We start from the raw sequence: 17,546 nt of genomic DNA, 5'->3' as shown, positions 1-17,546 counted from the left end.
CCGAAGGGGAGGGGCCCGGTCGTCATCGGCCGGGTGACCGGTGGGGACGAAGGCCGGGACATAGCCGTACGAACCGGTGGTTTCCCGCGGTCACACGCGTTCGAGCCGTGTTGCACCGCACGCTCCGTCCGCGCATAGTTGCGCTGCGGAAGAGGCGTGAACCGCGGGGGTGGATGGGCGATGACCGGGCACGGGACGGAGGAGCACCCGCACGGTGCCGACCGACTGTGCGCGGCCGGCGACCGGGTGTACTCCCGGGCGGTGCGGCGCGGCCGGGTGCCCCGCAGGGACGCCGAGCAGGTGCCCTGCCTGCTCGACCTGGCGCTGCTGCACCCCGACCCCGACGACATGGCCTGGCTGGTGCCGACCGCGCCCCAGGAGGTCATGACCCGGCTGCTGCGCGGCGTGTACGACGAGGTCGCCGAGAGCCAGCGCCGGGTGGGCGCGGCGGTGGCCGCCGTCGAGTGGTACGCGGGCCTCGGCGGCCGCGCGCCGGCGGCGGGACCCGGGACGGGTGAGGGCAGCGCGATCCGGGTGCTGGACGGCCTGGCGCGGATCCAGGCGGCGATGGACGAGGCGACGCAGGCGTGCACGACCGAGGTGCTGACCGTGCAGCCGGGCGGCATCCGCCGCGAGCACGAGCTGTCCGAGGGGCTGCACCGGGCGCTGGCGCTGCGCGGCCGGGGCGTGCGCATGCGGGACCTGTACAACCACGTGGCGCGCCACGGGCAGGGGCTGCTGACGTATCTGGAGCTGATGGGCGACGCGGTGCAGGCGCGCACGCTCGACGAGGTCGTGGACCGGCTGATCCTCTTCGACCGCACGGTGGCCTTCATCCCGGCGAACGCCGAACGCACGATGGCCCTCGAACTGCGCCATCCGGCCCTGATCTCCTACCTGGTGACGGTCTTCGAGCGGCTGTGGCGCCTGGGCGTCCCGCTGGACGTGCCCGTCCCCGACAGCGGCATCGAGGGCATCTCGCACCGCGAGCAGTCCATCGCGGCGCTGCTCGCCGAGGGGCACCAGGACGCGGTGATCGCCGAGCGCCTCGGCATCAGCGTGCGCACCTGCCGGGCCCACATCGCCCGCCTGTCGGAGACGCTGGGCGCGGCCAGCCGCACCCAACTCGGCGTCCGCATCGCCCAGGTGGGCCTCGACACCCAGGCCCACCGCGCGTGCCCCCGGCAGGAGACCCCGACGGTCCGGTGACGCCGCCGGCCGGCCGGCCCGCGCTACTGCGTCTTCAGGATCCCGGACTGGGCGATGAGATAGCCGAGCTGGGCCCGGCTGCCGCTGCCGAGGGCCTGGGCCAGCTTCGCGATGTGGGCGCGGCAGGTGCGCACGTTCATGCCCAGGCGCCGGGCGATGGCCTCGTCGACGTGGCCCTCCACCAGGAGCTTGGCGATGGAGTGCTGGATCTCGGTGATGCCGTCGGGGGCGAGTTCGTAGGGCGCGCCCACGCTCAGCGGGACCGCCCGGTTCCACATGAACTCGAAGACCTTGATCAGGTAGCGGATCAGCCCGGGGTGCCGCAGTTCCAGGGCCACCTGCTGGTCGTCGCGGGTGGGGATGAAGGCGACGCTCTCGTCGCAGATGATGAGCCGCTCCACCAGTTCGTCGATGGTGCGGTACTCCACCTTGCCGTCGGCGAACCGCTCGACGTAGGAGAGCTTCTCGGGGTTGTAGCGGGCCGTGTGCTGGTACAGGGTGCGGATCCGCACGCCGCGGTCGATGAGGGGGCGGTCGCGTTCCAGGCCCTGGATGAAGGTGCGCTCGGAGAACCGGTTGGTGGGCTGGACGGTGAGCATCTCGGTGTGGCACTGCGTGGTGGCGATGTCCAGCGCCGCGTTGATCCGCTCGCTGCCCTCAAGGACGGCGATCGAACCCTCGCTGGCGGGGCTTTGCACACCGAGCGCGAGGAACGGCGCAAAAGCTTCGGACAGTTCGATTGACCACTGCCGGCGTTCGGCGATCTCGCGTTCCACCGGGTTCAGGCGCTGCGCCAGCGCGACGGCCGGCGGGACGGGGCGGAGCCAGTCGGGGTCGTCCGGATCGGGGTGGAGCAGGGCGAATTCCAGCAAACACGGGGCCAGATCGGCGTCCGCGCGCGCGATGCGTCCGGCGCGCAGAGCAAGGGCATAGAGTCGGCCACCGGCCTCGCACATCTCGGTCATCGCATGGGGATGTGTCGTTTTTCCCCGATCTGTCACCAAATCTCCACCCCCCAGGGTCCTGAACATGCAGGAACATGATGCACCGATTGTGTGGCCATGACGTGCCTGAATGAGCCATCGTCGTACTCGACGGGGGAAGAGGGGACCTTCAAGTGAGGACGAAGCCGACTATGGGTAAGAGAGTGCTTCGCGCGATGCTTGTCGCCACCTTCTCCGCCGTTGTGGCCCTCGCAGCACTGAGTGGCCCGTCCGGCGCGAAGGGCGACAATCGGGCGGACAGTAGGTGGCCCTCGGTGGCCGTATCCTCCGTGCCTGTGAACACGGTCGACGGTACTGGGGGTTGACGATGACCACTCCGCCTGACGACCGGTCCTTCCGCAGGGAAATGGCCACCGCCTACCGATCCGGATGGCATTTCATCGACCTGGTCACCGCCATCCCCCACAACGGTGACTCGCTGATGGTGGCCGTGTTCGGTGAGCCGGTCGTCGTCACGCGCGACGAGGAAGGCGACGTACGGGCGTACCGGTGTCTGCGACGGCCTCGGGGGGCGCCGCAGCCGGTACGGTGCGCCATCCGGTACGGAATGATCTTTGTGAATCTCGACCAGCGGGACCACCGGCTGTCGGAGCCGGACATCTCCGACGTGCGGACCATCTCGGCCACCCCCCGCAGTGCCTGACGCGATTCCCCCGTCGTAACAGATCGCTCAGGCGCTTCCCCCCGCAGCGGCGTCACCGTGACCTGAACACGGTGACGCCGCTGTACTTTGTGGGCCTCCGCTGTATTTTCTGCGCCTACGCGGTGTTCATCCCCGCCCCATGGCCCGGTCCAGCTCGATCTCGATCACCACGCGCGACGGGTTCGGCGACGGCACCCGCTCGTAGCGCTCCGCATAGCGCCGCTCCGCCTCCGCGATCCGGTCCGCCTCCGTGCGGACGAAGGCGCGGCCCTCCAGCGTGGCCCAGCGCCGCCCGGCGACCTGGCACACGGCGACCCGAGCGCCCTCGGGGCCGGCGGCCAGCACATGCCCCACCTTCGCGCTCGCCTTGTTCGTGATCACCCGGGCCAGCCGCGCTGCGGGGTCGTAGGTCACTCCGACGGGCACGACGTGCGGGGTGCCGTCGGGGCGCAGTGTGGTCAGGGTGCACAGGTGCCGCTCCCGCCAGAAGGCGAGATACGGCTCGTCCGGTGCGCCCGGGTCCTGGGGGTACGCGGTCATGGAACGGAACCTACCCGCAGCGGTCGCGCACCGCCGCCCTGTCACCCCTCCCCTCCCCACCCTTGAGTGGAATAGACTCAACTTTGTGTACGTTGACCGAGTCAGTACGGGGAGACGGCTGACCCCGGCGTGTCGAGGAGGAGAGAAGCGAACGTGGACGCCGAGCTGACCAACCGGAGCCGGGACGCGATCAACGCCGCCGGCAATCGGGCCGTGACCGAGGGACACGCGGACCTCACCCCGGCCCACCTGCTCCTCGCGCTGCTCGAGGGGCGGGAGAACGAGAACATCGTCGATCTGCTGGCCGCCGTCGACGCCGACCAGGCCGCCGTGCGCTCCGGGGCGGAGAAGGCCCTCGCGTCCCTGCCGAGCGTGGCCGGTTCGACCGTCGCGCCGCCGCAGCCCAACCGCGAGCTGCTCGCCGTCATCGCCGACGCCCAGGCCCGGGCCAAGGAGCTGGGCGACGAGTACCTGTCCACCGAGCACCTGCTCATCGGCATCGCCGCCAAGGGCGGCCAGAGTGGCGAGGTGCTCACCCGGCAGGGCGCCACGGCCGGCAAGCTCCAGGAGGCGTTCCGCAAGGCGAGGGGAGGGCGTCGCGTGACCACCGCGGACCCGGAGGGGTCGTACAAGGCGCTGGAGAAGTTCGGCACGGACTTCACCGAGGCGGCCCGGGAGGGCAGGCTGGACCCGGTCATCGGCCGGGACACGGAGATCCGCCGGGTGGTGCAGGTGCTCAGCCGCCGCACCAAGAACAACCCCGTCCTCATCGGCGAGCCCGGCGTCGGCAAGACCGCCGTCGTCGAGGGGCTCGCCCAGCGGATCGTGAAGGGCGACGTGCCCGAGTCGCTCAAGGACAAGCGGCTCGTCGCGCTCGACCTGGGCGCGATGGTGGCGGGCGCGAAGTACCGGGGTGAGTTCGAGGAGCGGCTGAAGACCGTCCTCGCCGAGATCAAGGACTCCGACGGGCAGATCATCACCTTCATCGACGAGCTGCACACCGTCGTCGGCGCCGGCGCCGGCGGCGACTCCGCGATGGACGCCGGCAACATGCTCAAGCCGATGCTGGCCCGCGGTGAGCTGCGCATGGTCGGCGCGACCACGCTCGACGAGTACCGCGAGCGGATCGAGAAGGACCCCGCGCTGGAGCGCCGCTTCCAGCAGGTGCTGGTCGCCGAACCGAGCGTCGAGGACACCATCGCCATCCTGCGCGGCCTCAAGGGCCGCTACGAGGCGCATCACAAGGTGCAGATCGCCGACAGCGCGCTGGTGGCCGCGGCGACCCTGTCCGACCGGTACATCACCTCGCGCTTCCTGCCCGACAAGGCCATCGACCTGGTCGACGAGTCGGCCTCCCGGCTGCGCATGGAGATCGACTCCTCGCCGGTCGAGATCGACGAGCTCCAGCGTGCCGTCGACCGGCTGAAGATGGAGGAGCTGGCGCTGAGCAAGGAGACCGACGCGGCCTCCCGCGAGCGCCTGGACAAGCTGCGCCGCGACCTCGCCGACAAGGAGGAGGAGCTGCGGGGCCTGACCGCCCGCTGGGAGAAGGAGAAGCAGTCCCTCAACCGGGTCGGTGAGCTGAAGGAGAAGCTGGACGACCTGCGCGGCCAGGCCGAACGCGCCCAGCGCGACGGCGACTTCGACACCGCCTCCAAGCTGCTGTACGGCGAGATCCCGGCGCTGGAGAAGGAGCTGGAGGCCGCCTCCGAGGCCGAGGAGGAGGCCGCGAAGGACACCATGGTCAAGGAGGAGGTCGGCTCCGACGACATCGCCGACGTCGTCGCCTCCTGGACCGGCATCCCGGCCGGGCGGCTGCTGGAGGGCGAGACGCAGAAGCTGCTGCGCATGGAGGACGAGATCGGCAAGCGGCTGATCGGGCAGGGCGAGGCCGTGCGCGCGGTGTCGGACGCGGTACGGCGTTCGCGCGCCGGGATCGCCGACCCGGACCGCCCGACCGGCTCCTTCCTCTTCCTCGGCCCGACCGGCGTCGGCAAGACCGAACTGGCCAAGGCGCTCGCCGACTTCCTCTTCGACGACGAGCGGGCCATGGTCCGCATCGACATGTCGGAGTACGGCGAGAAGCACAGCGTCGCCCGGCTGCTCGGCGCGCCCCCCGGGTACGTCGGCTACGAGGAGGGCGGCCAGCTGACCGAGGCGGTGCGGCGGCGGCCGTACAGCGTCGTGCTGCTGGACGAGGTGGAGAAGGCGCACCCCGAGGTCTTCGACGTCCTGCTCCAGGTGCTGGACGACGGCCGCCTGACGGATGGTCAGGGCCGCACGGTCGACTTCCGCAACACCATCCTGGTGCTGACCTCCAACCTGGGCAGCCAGTTCCTGATGGATCCGGTGACCAGCGAGGAGGAGAAGAAGGAGCAGGTGCTGGAGGTCGTACGGGCGTCCTTCAAGCCGGAGTTCCTCAACCGGCTCGACGACCTGGTGGTCTTCTCCGCGCTGACCAAGCAGGAGCTGAGCCGGATCGCCGAGCTGCAGATCACCCGGCTAGCCAAGCGGCTCGCCGAGCGGCGCCTCACGCTCGACGTCACACCCGAGGCGCTGGCCTGGCTCGCCGACGAGGGCATGGACCCGGCCTACGGTGCGCGTCCGCTGCGCCGCCTGGTGCAGAGCGCGATCGGCGACCGGCTCGCCAGGGAGATCCTCTCCGGCGAGGTCAAGGACGGCGACACGGTCCGCGTGGACCGCTTCGGCGAGGGCCTGCTGGTCGGGCCGGCGACGGGCAAGACGCTCTGACGGCTCTGACGGTTCAGACGACTCTGACGGCTCAGACAGCCGTGAGGGCGACGTACAGCGCCCAGAAGAACCACAGGGAGAACGCCAGGCAGCCCCACCACAGCGCCCACAACACCCACCGCACCGCTCTCGGTATGCGCATCCCGGCATCATCGCGCACCCCGGGTCCGGCGCGGGCGTGCCGGCCGGGGCATGCCGGGCCGGGATGCCCGAAACCGTGGGCGTCCGGTACCGGCCGGGGGGCGGGTGGGAGCCGCGGCGCTCTCGCCCGACCGGCCGGATCATGTCAGCCCAGGGCTGACAGGCGCCGTCGGGGCTTGCCACCCCCCTCCCCCTCTGGGGGAGGATGGCGGAATCCGTACGAAGGGAAATTCACGGTGACCATCGACCCGTCCTCGATTCCGAACTTCGGGGGCCAGCCCCAGCCGCAGCCGCAAGGACCGGCGGGCCCCGTCGTCCCGGATCAGGACCTCGTGAAGCAGCTCCTTGAGCAGATGGAGCTCAAGTACGTCGTCGACGACGAGGGTGACCTCGCGGCGCCGTGGGAGCAGTTCCGTACGTACTTCATGTTCCGCGGCGAGGACGACCAGCAGGTCTTCTCGGTGCGGACGTTCTACGACCGCCCCCACAAGATCGACGAGAAGCCCCAGCTGCTGGAGTCCATCGACGACTGGAACCGCCGGACGCTGTGGCCCAAGGTCTACACCCACACCCACGACGACGGCACCGTCCGCCTCATCGGCGAGGCGCAGATGCTGATCGGCATGGGCGTGAGCCTGGAGCACTTCGTCTCCTCGACCGTCAGCTGGGTGCGTGCCGCGATCGAGTTCGACCGCTGGCTCGTCGAGCAGCTGGGCCTGGAGCAGGAGATCAACGACGCCGACCAGCCCGAGGAGGGCGACGAGTAGTCCAGCCGTTCTACAGGGGCGTACGGGCGATCACGACCAGGTACGCGCCGTAGGCGAACGACAGCCCGGCCAGGGCGCCGGCCACCACGGCCGCGTGCCGGGGCCGGGCTTTCGCCGTGCCCGCGAGGGCCCGCGCGAGCGGCAGCAGCAGCGGGAAGGCGGGCAGCAGGAAGCGCGGCTTGGACTCGAAGAAGCCGGACCCGCCGGCCGCGACCAGCAGCAGCACGCCGCTGTACACGAGGAGCGGCAGCGGCGCGCGGCCGGCCAGCAGCAGCGCGAACAGCAGGACGGCCGCGGCGACGATCATCAGGGCCATGGAGAACACGAAGCGGTCGCCGTGCAGCAGCAGATGGCGGACGAAGCGCAGCGAGCCGCGCCCGAAGTCGAAGCGTGAGCCCCACCGGCGCTGCACGGTGAAGTAGCCGCCGAGGAGGTCGCCGGTGCGCCGGCCGACCCACAGCACGTACGCGGCCCAGCCGAGCGGCGCGAGCGCGGCGCCCGTCCACAGGCTGTGGGTAACTCCGCGGCCGCGCAGCCGCACCACCTCCCCTGCCGCCGCGGCGAGCACCGCCGCCGCGACCGCACACCCGTTCGGGCGGGACAGTCCCGCGAGCGCGGCGAGCGCCCCGGCCGCCACCCACTGCCGGCGCACCACCGCGAACAGCGCCCAGGCGGCGCAGGCGGTCAGGACCGGCTCGGTGTACGCCATCGACAGCACCACGGAGTGCGGCAGCAGGCCCCACAGCACGACGAGGACCGTGGCGACCGTGCGCCCGTACAGCAGCGCCGCGCACCGGTGGATGCCGCAGGCGGCCACCGCGGCCGCGGCCCAGGACACGACGAGCCCCGACGCGCCGCCGCCGAGCGGGGTCAGCCACAGGACGGCCCGCACCAGCGCCGGGTAGAGCGGGAAGAACGCGAGGTCGCTGTGGATCGCGCCGCCGAGGTGCAGGGTGCGGCCGTAGCCGTGGGCGGCGATGCCCAGGTACCACACCGAGTCCCAGGAACGGCCGAGCAGCGCGAGCGGCTGCCGTCCGCTCAAGAGGGCGGCCGCGGCGAGCACGAGCACGCCGGCCAGCCGGGCCGCGGCGAACAGTGCCAGCGCGGTGCCGGTCCCTCCGGCGCCCGCCAGTGCCCGCGCCGCGCCGACGGACCGCTTGTGGGCCCGGGGCCTGCGGGCAGGGGGGAGCAGAGTCGTACCGGCGTGGCTCACATCCCGCACCTTGCAGCGGGAGGGGAGGCGGCGCGAGCAGAAGGCAGCCAGGTGGGTGGGGGCGGTCGCTCGCGGCGGGCGAGGGGCGACCGTCGGCGTGACCCGATCGAGGGAAAGTACTTGCCGATATGGAAAGTAGTTTCCTAGAGTGGGATGCACGGGGGCGGACCGACCACCGCCCCGGACACGGGGAGGACACATGACCCACGGCACGGACCAGCCGTACGACCAGCACGCCGCCGGGGCGGCCCTGCGTGCCGCGCGCGACGCCCAGGCCGCCGCCCGGGCCGCGCAGCGCACACCGCGCGGCTATGTGATCGCGCAGGGCGTGGCCTGCGCCGTCGAGTTCGGCGCCTTCGGACTCGCCGGGCGGTACGAGCAGTGGTCGGGGCCGCTGCTCGCGCTCGGCCTGGCCGGCTTCGTCGCCTTCATGGCCCTGATGTGGGCGGGCGTGCGGCACGGCGGGAGCGTGCCCTGGCCCCGGCGTGAGGGGCGCTCGACGTGGCGGATCCTGCTGCCGCCGGCCGCGACGATCGCCGTGGGCGGCCTGGCCGCGATCCCCTACGGCCTGCCCGGCGCGCTGGTGGTCTTCGGCGTCGTCTGCGCCCTGGACCTCGGGCGGCGCGTCATACGAACGGAGCACGCGTGACCGACACCCCGCCGCCCGCCCTGGACCGGGAGCTGCAGCACCCCACCCGGCTGGCGCTCGTCGCCTACCTCTCCTCCTGCACGGAGGCCGAGTTCGGGGTGCTCCGGGACTACTGCGGCATCTCCGACTCGGTGACCAGCAAGACGGTCTCCACGCTGGAGAAGCTGGGGCATGTGAGCGTCCGCAAGGGTTACGTCGGCAAACGGCCGCGCACCTGGGTCGCGCTCACCCGCGAGGGCCGCCGCGCACTCGAGGCACACCTCGCCGCACTGGAGGACATCGTCACCGCCGCCCGCCGCGCGGGCGCCGAGCAACGGGGATGACGCGCGGCGCCCGCGGTGCTTGCGGAGACGGCAGAGTTCCGGAAGGGGGGCGGAACTTCTCTGCGTGCGTGGGGGATCAGGCAACGAGCGCGGGCGCAACGCTGCGGGCCCGCTCGTACAGTTCCCGTGCGACGGGGTTCCTGAGATGCGGACGGATCAGTCCGGCCATGGACTTGATCCGATCGTCCGCGCGCCCCGACTGGACCATGGGGAAGTCGTCGAGCGCGAGATGCCATGTGGCGCACGCTGCTTCCAAGTGGCCCATCTGAAGCCGGCGTTCGGCGAGGGTCGCCCGGTGCCGGACACGTGCCCGGCGGTACACGCCGAACCGGTGTTGATCGGACTGCTGCATCGCTTCGATGGACCCGGCCACGTCGCCCAGCTCGTAGCGAACCTGGCTCACGTGGTACAGCAGTGATGACGGGTCGTACGACCCGAAGGCCCGGCTCCGGGACTCTGCTTTCTCCATTGCCGCTTCGGCTTCCCGAAGCCGACGCAACGCGGTCGTGCGGTCACCGGTCTGGGCGGCGGCGTGTGCTTGCTGACCGGCGAGGAAAGCGAGCATCCGGGGGCCTGCCTTGGGGGATGCGGCGGCAGCGGCATCGGCCAACTCCCTTGCCTTCTCACCGTGGCCCAGATCCACGGCCTGAACGCTCATTCCGCGAAGCGTTGTGCAGTACGTGAGGTGATCGTCTGCCGCCCCGGCCAACTCCAGTGCTTTGAGGTAATAGCGCTGGGCAAGACCGTGCAGCCCTTCGTCCACAGCCATATAGCCGGTCAGATAGGCGAGATCCGAGGCAGCCGACAGCATGGCCTTACGGACTTCACCCGAAGCGTCGGCGCGAAGGTACGGCGCCACCGTGTTGACCATGAAAGTCGCGGCCATGGGGCGGGCATGGCGTCCGCCGAACTGATCATCAAGATCCGAGATCCGTTCGGTCATGGCGATGACCATGTCCACTTCGTTCATCCCGACGCGGGACGCTCGGCCGGTCTGGATGGCTTCGGCGCGTTCGATCACATCCGGCCAACCGGGGATGGTGAGCGCCACGGAGAAGAGCCCGGCGCCCAGAACGGCTCTCCGTGACGGGTCCATGTCGGCCCTCCCCAGCTCGATCATTCCTTTGCCGCGCCTAGGCATTCGAATCGGAATCCGTCTCGTTCACCGACCTGTCGCGCAACCCGAAGGCCGTCGCTGCCAGGGCCGCCGCCCTCGGATGCCTGCGCGTCACGCATCGGGACGCGCAGACATGGTGCTGACGACGGCCATACACGCAGAGCGCACCGAGGCAAACCTGACCACGGCGTCCCGGCTGTTCCTTGCACTGATGAAGCAGGACGACGGTGCCAGGTCGCTTCTCCTCGCGTTGCCCGAAGTGTTCCCGTGGGTGCGCCACCTGAACGCCGAGGAAGTGCGTGCCTTCACCGTCGAGCTCCTGGACGCGCTGTCCGATGCCGCTGAGCTGGGTGCCAGGGAGGCTGTGCATCCAGCGATCGTCTCGTGGCGGGCAACCGCGCGGATCAACGCCGACCCCGACCAGCTCAGGGAAGGGATGCGTCCACTTGGTGACGTCGACCTCGGTCCGGTCGAGGTGCACGAGTGAGCCCCAAGAGGGGTGATCGGGTCAGCGTTCCTGCGTTGAACGGCTGGCACGTCATTGACACCGAATAGCTCCGGTGCCGCAGGCGCTGCCGGCTGAGTGGCCGTAGTCGGGGCCGGCGGTCAGGAGGTGAATGCCTTGTGGAGTCGTTCCGTTGCGTCCGTCAGTACCTCGAGGCGCTTGCAGAACGCGAACCGTACGAAGGGGGCGCCCGCCTCGCGGTGGTCGTAGAAGACGGCGTGCGGGATGGCGACCACGCCCGCGCGTTCGGGCAGTGCGCGGCAGAAGGCGAATCCGTCGTCGAAGCCGAGCGGGCGGATGTCGGTGGTGAGGAAGTATGTGCCGGCCGTCCGGAAGACGCCGAAGCCCGCCTGGGCGAGGCCCGTCGCGAGCACGTCCCGCTTGGCGCGCAGGTCCTCGCGGAACGACGTGAAGTACGACTCCGGCAGGTTCAGCGCCTCGGCGACCGCGTACTGGAAGGGCCCGGCGGAGACGTACGTCAGGAACTGCTTGGCCGAGCGTACGGCGGCGACCAGTCCGGGCGCGGCGGTGATCCAGCCGACCTTCCAGCCGGTGAACGAGAACGTCTTCCCGCTGGAGGAGATGGTGACCGTGCGCTCCCGCATCCCGGGCAGAGTCGCCAGCGGCACGTGCGCGGCGCCGTCGAACACCAGATGCTCGTACACCTCGTCGGTCACCACCAGCAGGTCCCGTTCCACCGCCAGCTCGGCGATCGCGGTCAGCTCCTCGCGGGTGAGGACGGTGCCGGTCGGGTTGTGCGGGGTGTTGATCAGCAGCAGCCGGGTGCGGTCGGTGACGGCGTCGCGCAGCTCGTCGAGGTCGAGACGGAAGGTGCCCTCGTCGGGACGCGGGCGCAGTGTGACCGGCACGCGCGTGCCGCCCGCCATCGCGATGCAGGCCGCGTACGAGTCGTAGTACGGCTCCAGCGCGACCACCTCGTCGCCGGGCTCGACCAGGGCCAGCAGGGCGGCCGCGATGGCCTCGGTGGCTCCGGCGGTGACGAGCACCTCGGTGTCGGGGTCGAACGTCAGGCCGTAGTGGCGCTGCTGGTGCGCCGCGACGGCCGTGCGCAGCTCGGGGACGCCGGGGCCGGGCGGGTACTGGTTGCCGCGTCCGTCGCGCAGCGCCCGCACCGCGGCCTCGCGGATCTCCTCGGGGCCGTCGGTGTCCGGGAAGCCCTGCCCGAGGTTGACGGCCCCGGTGCGCAGGGCGAGGGCGGACATCTCGGCGAAGATCGTCGTTCCGAACTCGGCGAGCCGGCGGTTCAGCAGGGGACGGGCGCTGGAGGTCATGCGGGCCATCCTGCGCCCAAACTCTGGCCTTCCTCAACTCACCTTCAGAGGAGGGCGGCGGCCCTGGTGATACCCAACGCGCCTCTCGGGCGAGGGGGGTGTCTTATCTGCCAATCGGTCATCAAGGTCGCTACCCGGCTACGAGCCGTGCCGAGTTCACCCCTGGCGGGCTCCAGCAGCCCGTCGGCCACGCCGACGGGCTGCTGCGGACGGGGGCTCAACTGGGAGAGGCGACGTTTTTCGTCCATCCCACCGAGAGTCCCCAGGTTCCGCTTGTCTTGGTGGTGACCGAGACCACAACGTTCTTGTGGATGTGCCTGAGGCCTACTTCGTTCAGCTGTCCGGGGTCATCGTTTGCGCAGACAACGGTGTAGCTCACGATCGGGCCCACATTGACGTCGATGGTTCCGGAACCTGAACAGATCACCCCGACTTCCAAAGTGCCCTGCCCGATTTCAGGAATCGCGGGGAACGTGTGAGGCCCCGTTTTTCCGCCTGCTCGGATGAATGCCTTCTCTGCCTCGGGAAGCTGAGGCGGAGTGCGAGGGTCCGTGGTCGCCGAGGGAATGGCGGTAGGTGTGCTGGGTGAAGCCGTCCCGGTCGGCGGTGCATCGGGAGTCGCCCGGTGTCCGCCCGGTGGTGTGCTGGTGCAACCCGTCAAAGTCAGGACGGCCACTGCACTGACCGTCCCCAGTCGCCTCACCGAGATGACTGAGGTCAGTCGTCCCACGTGTACCACCCGACATGCAGGGGACCGTAGCCGGTCACGGTGTTCTTCGTCAGGTAGCAGGTGTGGTGCTGCCAGTAGGCAGTGCCGGTGAACTTCCTGCGCCACACGCCGTACTGGGCGTGGACCGTCCTTTTCGGAGGAACGTCCCTCACGTGCACCACGTTGCCCAGTTTGGCCGTTATCGACATCGATATGGAGGCGCCGAACTTCGTATTCACTTCGGACACCACGTCGCTGACCTTTGTGGTGATTTCTCCGGAGTATGCGACGCCGACAGTCCCGGAAGCCTCGGCGGTGAAGTCCATGTCTTCTTTTTCACGGGTACCGTTGTAGTTCGACTGGCTGGGGCCGACACCCTTGTGGTACTGGCCGCCCAAGGAAGCGGGCTTGAACCACTTGCTTTCGTCGCAGTCACCCGCGGCGGGACACTTCTGACCCGGCCCGCAGGAACCGCCAGGAAGGTCTGGGTCACGATCAAGCGCCGGGTCGGTCGGGGCGTCGGTCAAAGACTCCTGCGGAGTGGCCGGCGGTGCGGTGCGGAGGAGGCCGTCACTGGCGTCGTCGCCGTCATGAGGTGCTGCAATGGTCGTGGTCGGAGTCGGCGTCGGGTCTTCCGCCAGCGCCGGGGTCGATATCCCCAGGGCCATGGCGCTTGCGAAAAATACGGAGCCTGCAAGGAAACGCAATTCTTCCCCCCTGTTTTCCAAACACCGTAATGATTGGGTTGGTCGACGACGGAGCTTAGAGAGCAGTAGGTATGCCATGGGGAAAATTGAGCAGAGCTTGAGGTGGACATGTCGTTAACGGCTGCCGCTGCTCGCTCGCCGACCTGGGTGAGGCCACCCGCGACGACGTCGTGCTGCACACGCTGGGGCGGTCGCGGTCGGGCACCTCGCTCATGCTGGCGTGCGCCGACTGCAACCACGCCATGGCCGACCGACTGCCGCTCGCGCTCGCGCGGTCGCTGCTGTGGTGGGTCGATATCCGACTCAGCCCGTCGATTCACGGGCGTGACGGTCAGCGTCACGCCCGTGATGGCTGACTCGAACCGGCCAGACGCTGCGGCTGCTGCCGTCCGCTACAGGATGAGAGGCGGTGACCCTTGCAGGGACCGCCGGGCCAAGCCGCGCACCAGCGGAGCGGACACGTCCAAGCCCCCCAACGGCCCCTGAGCTGCCCTTCCGTGTAGGTCACTGGCCGTCGGCATGCCAGAACCCTCTGGAGTTCCTCAACTCTGCTTTGGGCCGGGGTGGCGGCGGGCATCTCCCGGTCACACCAAGAGCGGGGCGGCCGACGGGGGGCGCCTCGCCGGACCCGCCCCGGGCGGACGCCCGGGGCGGGTCCACGGGGGAGAAACGGAAGGAGGGTGTCGCCGTGAGCGTGTTCTTCGGCTTCATCCTGGTGCTGATCGTCTTCGCGGTGATCGCGGCGGTCCTCTCCGCCGCGCGACGCAGCCGGCGGGCCGTCCGGCGGCCCGCTCGCCACCACGGCCGTCGGAGCGCTGCCGCCGGCACCCTCTACGGCGGCAGCACCAGCAATTCCGGCAACAGCTGGTGGGCCGGCGGGGGCGACGCCGGCGGGTCGTCCTCCGGTACGTCCTCGGGCGGGCACCACGGCGGCAGCGGCCACTCCGGGCACGGTGGACACTCCTGCGGGGGAGGCCACTCCTCGTGCGGCGGCGGCTCGTCCTGCGGAGGCGGGTCGTCCTGCGGGGGTGGCGGGGGATGCGGGGGTGGCGGGGGCGGATGTGGGGGAGGCGGCGGCTGACACGGGGCAGCCGGGTCTCGAACAGGGGAACCGCATCCGCACCGCGGGGCCCGGGTCCGGACCGGGCCCGGGCCCCGCGGCGAAACCACCCGGCGCCCGACACACGTGCGGTGCGCAGGCGTACGCCTCCCGCGAGTGGGCGTACGCCGTCGTTGAACAGTTGAGCGTTGCAGCCCTCTGAGGGATGGAAACCCTCCGAAGTTGGGTAAAAACGCTGTGGCGGCCGCACAGTTCATGATTCCCTCTAAATCACCACCCCAGCCCCGAGGACGTCTCGCGCGGACGCCTGCCCGCCGGGCCGACCGGGCCGATCTCCCGGTGCCGACCGGGGTGTGACGGACCAACGCCCCTGTTCTTTGCGTGCTTGCGGAGCCGATCCATGCTCACGACCCTGAAGACCTCCTACACCGACACGCGCGCGGCCGACCTCGCCTGGACCCTGGGACGCGAACCGCTCCCCGCACTGGCCACGCTCGACCTCGAACTGTCCGGCGCAAAACTCCAGTTGAGACTGCTCGGCGCCTCCCACCAGGTACTCCTGGAGGAGGAGCGCGGCGTGTGCTCGGAGACCGTGGCCTGCATCCCGGGCAGCAGCACACCCCTGCCGCTCGGCGTCGCCAAACGCGTCGGCGACTGGGAGTACGAGTTCGCCGCCCGCGTCGAGGTGCTCTCCCCGGGCTCCTTCGCGGGCCGCGCCCAGGAACTGCTGGCCCTGGTCTCCGACCACCCCCACGGCCTGGCCGGCGTCTTCCCGGGCAGCCCGCACGCCTTCACCGCGCTGCTGGCGCAGGCCCACGACGGCCACGTCCACTGGCGCACCTGGCACGCCTACCCGCAGGACGGCCAACTGGTGGCCACCCGCACACGGGTCGGCACCCGGGTACCGGCCGCCGTCTAGGTCCTCGCGCATCGGCGTCCGAGTACCGGCCTTCGTCCGGGCAAACCCGTGAAGCGCCAACACCACACGTGTGGGTGACGAAGCGTGGCGTACCTCTGACGTAACGTCACAGTTGTGATCGAACAGCACGCCCCCGCTCCGCCCGGCGCGCCGCCGCCCTGGGGCTGCCGCACCCCGCGGCTGCCCGTCCGTCCGGGCACGGGCCGGTTCCTGGTCCTCGCCGGTGTGTTCGTGTGCGCCGCCTGCGGACTGGTGTACGAACTCGAGCTGGTCGCCCTCGCCTCCTACCTGATCGGCGACTCGGTCACCCAGGCCTCGGTCGTGCTGTCGGTCATGGTGTTCGCCATGGGCATCGGCTCGCTCGCGGCCAAGCGGCTGCGGCGGCACGCGGCCATCGGGTTCGCCGCGCTGGAGGCGGCGCTCGCCCTCGTCGGCGGATGCAGCGCGCTCGCCCTGTACGCCGTGTTCGCCTGGACGGGGGCCTGGGGCGGGGTCTGGGCGAGCGGCCCGCGCTGTCTGCTGGTCGCCTTCTCCCTCGCCATCGGGCTGCTCATCGGCGCCGAGGTGCCGCTGCTGATGGAGCTGATCCAGCGCATCCGCCGCCAGGACGCGGGCGGCGCGGTGGCCGACCTGTTCGCCGCGGACTACGTCGGCGGCCTCGTCGGCGGCCTCGCCTTCCCCTTTCTGCTGCTGCCGCTGCTGGGCCAGTTGACCAGCTCCCTGCTCACCGGCGCGGTCAACGTGCTCGCCGGCGGCGCGCTCGTCCTCGGGCTCTTCCGCCGCGATCTGAGCCGGCGCGCCCGGCGGGCGCTGCTCGCCGTGGGTCTCGTCGTGCTCGGCGTGCTCGCCTTCGCCGCCGCAGAGGTCGACGACTTCGAGCGGGCCGCGCGGCACGCCGTCTACGGCGGCGGCGTACGGGTCGCCGTGCAGAGCGGGGTCCAGGAGATCGTCCTGACCGGCGGCACCGCCGGCCGCCCCCTCGACCTCTTCCTCGACGGCCGGCTGCGCGTCGGCGGCCGCGACGAGCGGCGCTACCACGAGGCGCTCGTCCAGCCCGCCATGGCCGGGCCGCACGGGCGCGTGCTGATCCTCGGCGGCGGCGACGGCCTGGCCGCCCGCGAGGTGCTGCGCCACCCGGACGTGCGGCGGCTGCGGGTCGTCGAACTGGACCCCGAAGTGGTGCGCCTCGCCCGCACCGACCCGGCGCTGTCCCGGCTCAACGACCACGTCTACGGCGACCCGCGGCTCACGGTCACCACCGCCGACGCCTTCGGCTGGCTGCGTACGACGCCCCCCGGGTCGTACGACGTGGTGATCGCGGATCTGCCCGATCCGGGCATCACCGCGAGCACCAAGCTGTACGCGCAGGAGTTCTACGGGCTGGCCCGGCGCGCGCTCGCCCCCGGCGGGCGGCTCGTCGTGCACGCCGGGCCGGTCGCCGCGCGGCCCCGTGTGTTCTGGACCGTGGAGTCGACGGTGCGCGCCGCGGGGCTGCGGACCGTGTCCTACCGGGTCGGCGCCCGGGACTCCGGGTTCGCGGCCGGACCGGACCGCACGGCCGGAGTGTCCCATCCGCCGGGGGACTGGGGCTTCGTCCTGGCCGGTACGGGCCCGAGGCCGCCGGCGCTGCGACTCGACCCGGACGGCCCGCGTCCCGCCACGCTGACGCCCGCCCAGCTCGCCGCCGACGCGCGCGACGCGACCCGCACGCGCGTGCCGGGGCTGCCGCCGTCGACCCTGGTGCACCCGCGCTACCGGGGCTGACCGGCCCAGGGCGGATGTTCTTCCATCACCTACGCCCGCGTGGCCCATACGTGCGCGTGGCGGCCCGCCTCTCCCCCGAGAGACGGGCCGCACCCTTCCCCCCGGTCGGGTCGCTCGTCCCCGAACCTACGGGCCGGGGCTCCGGGGCCGAATCCCGCCCGCGGCGGATCTTGGGCGCAACCCGCGCGGTAGGCGTGCGGTTCCTGCAACTTTCGCGGTAGTCCGCAAGGGGG

The 17,546-nt window shown here is 71.0% G+C and carries 16 protein-coding genes; 10 read left to right on the top strand and 6 right to left on the bottom strand.

Features of this window, described 5'->3' with window-relative positions; all coding sequences use genetic code 11:
• Positions 1 to 180: 180 nt before the first annotated feature.
• Positions 181 to 1,209, top strand: coding sequence for a helix-turn-helix transcriptional regulator (locus AC0B9F_RS32105; RefSeq protein WP_472008467.1), 1,029 nt, complete (start codon positions 181 to 183; stop codon positions 1,207 to 1,209).
• A 23-nt stretch (positions 1,210 to 1,232) separates the two neighbouring features.
• Here the strand turns inward: AC0B9F_RS32105 and AC0B9F_RS32100 are convergent, their stop codons facing one another.
• Positions 1,233 to 2,174, bottom strand: a complete 942-nt coding sequence (locus AC0B9F_RS32100; protein ID WP_472008465.1) for a helix-turn-helix transcriptional regulator — start codon at positions 2,172 to 2,174, stop codon at positions 1,233 to 1,235.
• Between the two features lie 346 nt (positions 2,175 to 2,520).
• Between AC0B9F_RS32100 and AC0B9F_RS32095 the strand changes: the two genes are divergently transcribed.
• Positions 2,521 to 2,856: a hypothetical protein gene (locus AC0B9F_RS32095; RefSeq protein WP_472008463.1), complete on the top strand. Its 336-nt coding sequence runs from the start codon at positions 2,521 to 2,523 to the stop codon at positions 2,854 to 2,856.
• A 126-nt stretch (positions 2,857 to 2,982) separates the two neighbouring features.
• Here AC0B9F_RS32095 and AC0B9F_RS32090 read toward each other — a convergent pair whose 3' ends face one another.
• Positions 2,983 to 3,396: a pyridoxamine 5'-phosphate oxidase family protein gene (locus AC0B9F_RS32090; RefSeq protein ID WP_472008461.1), complete on the bottom strand. Its 414-nt coding sequence runs from the start codon at positions 3,394 to 3,396 to the stop codon at positions 2,983 to 2,985.
• Positions 3,397 to 3,549: 153 nt separating this feature from the next.
• On the opposite strand from AC0B9F_RS32090, the gene clpB reads away from it, so the two are divergent.
• Together clpB and AC0B9F_RS32080 are read left to right on the top strand one after the other, a co-directional pair.
• A complete protein-coding gene (gene clpB, locus AC0B9F_RS32085) occupies positions 3,550 to 6,147 on the top strand; it encodes an ATP-dependent chaperone ClpB (RefSeq protein ID WP_472008459.1) in 2,598 nt (865 codons plus the stop codon).
• Between the two features lie 377 nt (positions 6,148 to 6,524).
• Positions 6,525 to 7,055: a YbjN domain-containing protein gene (locus tag AC0B9F_RS32080; RefSeq protein ID WP_472008457.1), complete on the top strand. Its 531-nt coding sequence runs from the start codon at positions 6,525 to 6,527 to the stop codon at positions 7,053 to 7,055.
• 10 nt (positions 7,056 to 7,065) lie between these two features.
• Here AC0B9F_RS32080 and AC0B9F_RS32075 read toward each other — a convergent pair whose 3' ends face one another.
• Positions 7,066 to 8,268, bottom strand: coding sequence for a hypothetical protein (locus AC0B9F_RS32075; RefSeq protein WP_472008455.1), 1,203 nt, complete (start codon positions 8,266 to 8,268; stop codon positions 7,066 to 7,068).
• A gap of 199 nt (positions 8,269 to 8,467) precedes the next feature.
• Here AC0B9F_RS32075 and AC0B9F_RS32070 point away from each other — a divergent pair, with 199 nt between their 5' ends.
• Positions 8,468 to 8,917: a hypothetical protein gene (locus tag AC0B9F_RS32070; RefSeq protein ID WP_472008453.1), complete on the top strand. Its 450-nt coding sequence runs from the start codon at positions 8,468 to 8,470 to the stop codon at positions 8,915 to 8,917.
• Complete coding sequence (locus AC0B9F_RS32065; protein WP_472008451.1) at positions 8,914 to 9,240, top strand: winged helix-turn-helix domain-containing protein; 327 nt, start codon at positions 8,914 to 8,916, stop codon at positions 9,238 to 9,240. The genes AC0B9F_RS32070 and AC0B9F_RS32065 overlap by 4 nt, the downstream gene beginning before the upstream one ends.
• A gap of 76 nt (positions 9,241 to 9,316) precedes the next feature.
• Here AC0B9F_RS32065 and AC0B9F_RS32060 read toward each other — a convergent pair whose 3' ends face one another.
• Positions 9,317 to 10,381 (bottom strand): transcriptional regulator, encoded by a 1,065-nt coding sequence (locus AC0B9F_RS32060; RefSeq protein WP_472008449.1) that lies wholly within the window; start codon positions 10,379 to 10,381, stop codon positions 9,317 to 9,319.
• Between the two features lie 109 nt (positions 10,382 to 10,490).
• Between AC0B9F_RS32060 and AC0B9F_RS32055 the strand changes: the two genes are divergently transcribed.
• Positions 10,491 to 10,844 carry a prevent-host-death family protein gene (locus tag AC0B9F_RS32055; protein WP_472008447.1) on the top strand — a complete coding sequence of 118 codons (354 nt, stop codon included), beginning with the start codon at positions 10,491 to 10,493 and terminating at the stop codon, positions 10,842 to 10,844.
• Between the two features lie 119 nt (positions 10,845 to 10,963).
• On the opposite strand, the gene AC0B9F_RS32050 is transcribed toward AC0B9F_RS32055, so the two are convergent.
• Together AC0B9F_RS32050 and AC0B9F_RS32045 are read right to left on the bottom strand one after the other, a co-directional pair.
• Positions 10,964 to 12,163, bottom strand: coding sequence for a pyridoxal phosphate-dependent aminotransferase (locus AC0B9F_RS32050; RefSeq protein ID WP_472008445.1), 1,200 nt, complete (start codon positions 12,161 to 12,163; stop codon positions 10,964 to 10,966).
• A gap of 708 nt (positions 12,164 to 12,871) precedes the next feature.
• Positions 12,872 to 13,531 carry a hypothetical protein gene (locus AC0B9F_RS32045; RefSeq protein ID WP_472008443.1) on the bottom strand — a complete coding sequence of 220 codons (660 nt, stop codon included), beginning with the start codon at positions 13,529 to 13,531 and terminating at the stop codon, positions 12,872 to 12,874.
• Between the two features lie 727 nt (positions 13,532 to 14,258).
• Between AC0B9F_RS32045 and AC0B9F_RS32040 the strand changes: the two genes are divergently transcribed.
• The 3 genes from AC0B9F_RS32040 to AC0B9F_RS32030 all read left to right on the top strand — a co-directional run bounded on the left by AC0B9F_RS32040 (position 14,259) and on the right by AC0B9F_RS32030 (position 17,313).
• Positions 14,259 to 14,651: a hypothetical protein gene (locus tag AC0B9F_RS32040; protein WP_472008441.1), complete on the top strand. Its 393-nt coding sequence runs from the start codon at positions 14,259 to 14,261 to the stop codon at positions 14,649 to 14,651.
• A 379-nt stretch (positions 14,652 to 15,030) separates the two neighbouring features.
• The gene (locus AC0B9F_RS32035) at positions 15,031 to 15,549 is read left to right on the top strand and encodes a DUF2617 family protein (protein ID WP_472008439.1); all 519 of its coding nucleotides are present in this window, start codon (positions 15,031 to 15,033) and stop codon (positions 15,547 to 15,549) included.
• Positions 15,550 to 15,663: 114 nt separating this feature from the next.
• A complete protein-coding gene (locus AC0B9F_RS32030; protein ID WP_472008437.1) occupies positions 15,664 to 17,313 on the top strand; it encodes a polyamine aminopropyltransferase in 1,650 nt (549 codons plus the stop codon).
• Positions 17,314 to 17,546 lie beyond the last annotated feature (233 nt).

This window comes from Streptomyces sp. NPDC097129, from assembly GCF_055668065.1.
The sequence above is the reverse complement of the archived record's forward strand: the minus strand, read 5'-3'. Positions and strand labels throughout refer to the sequence as shown.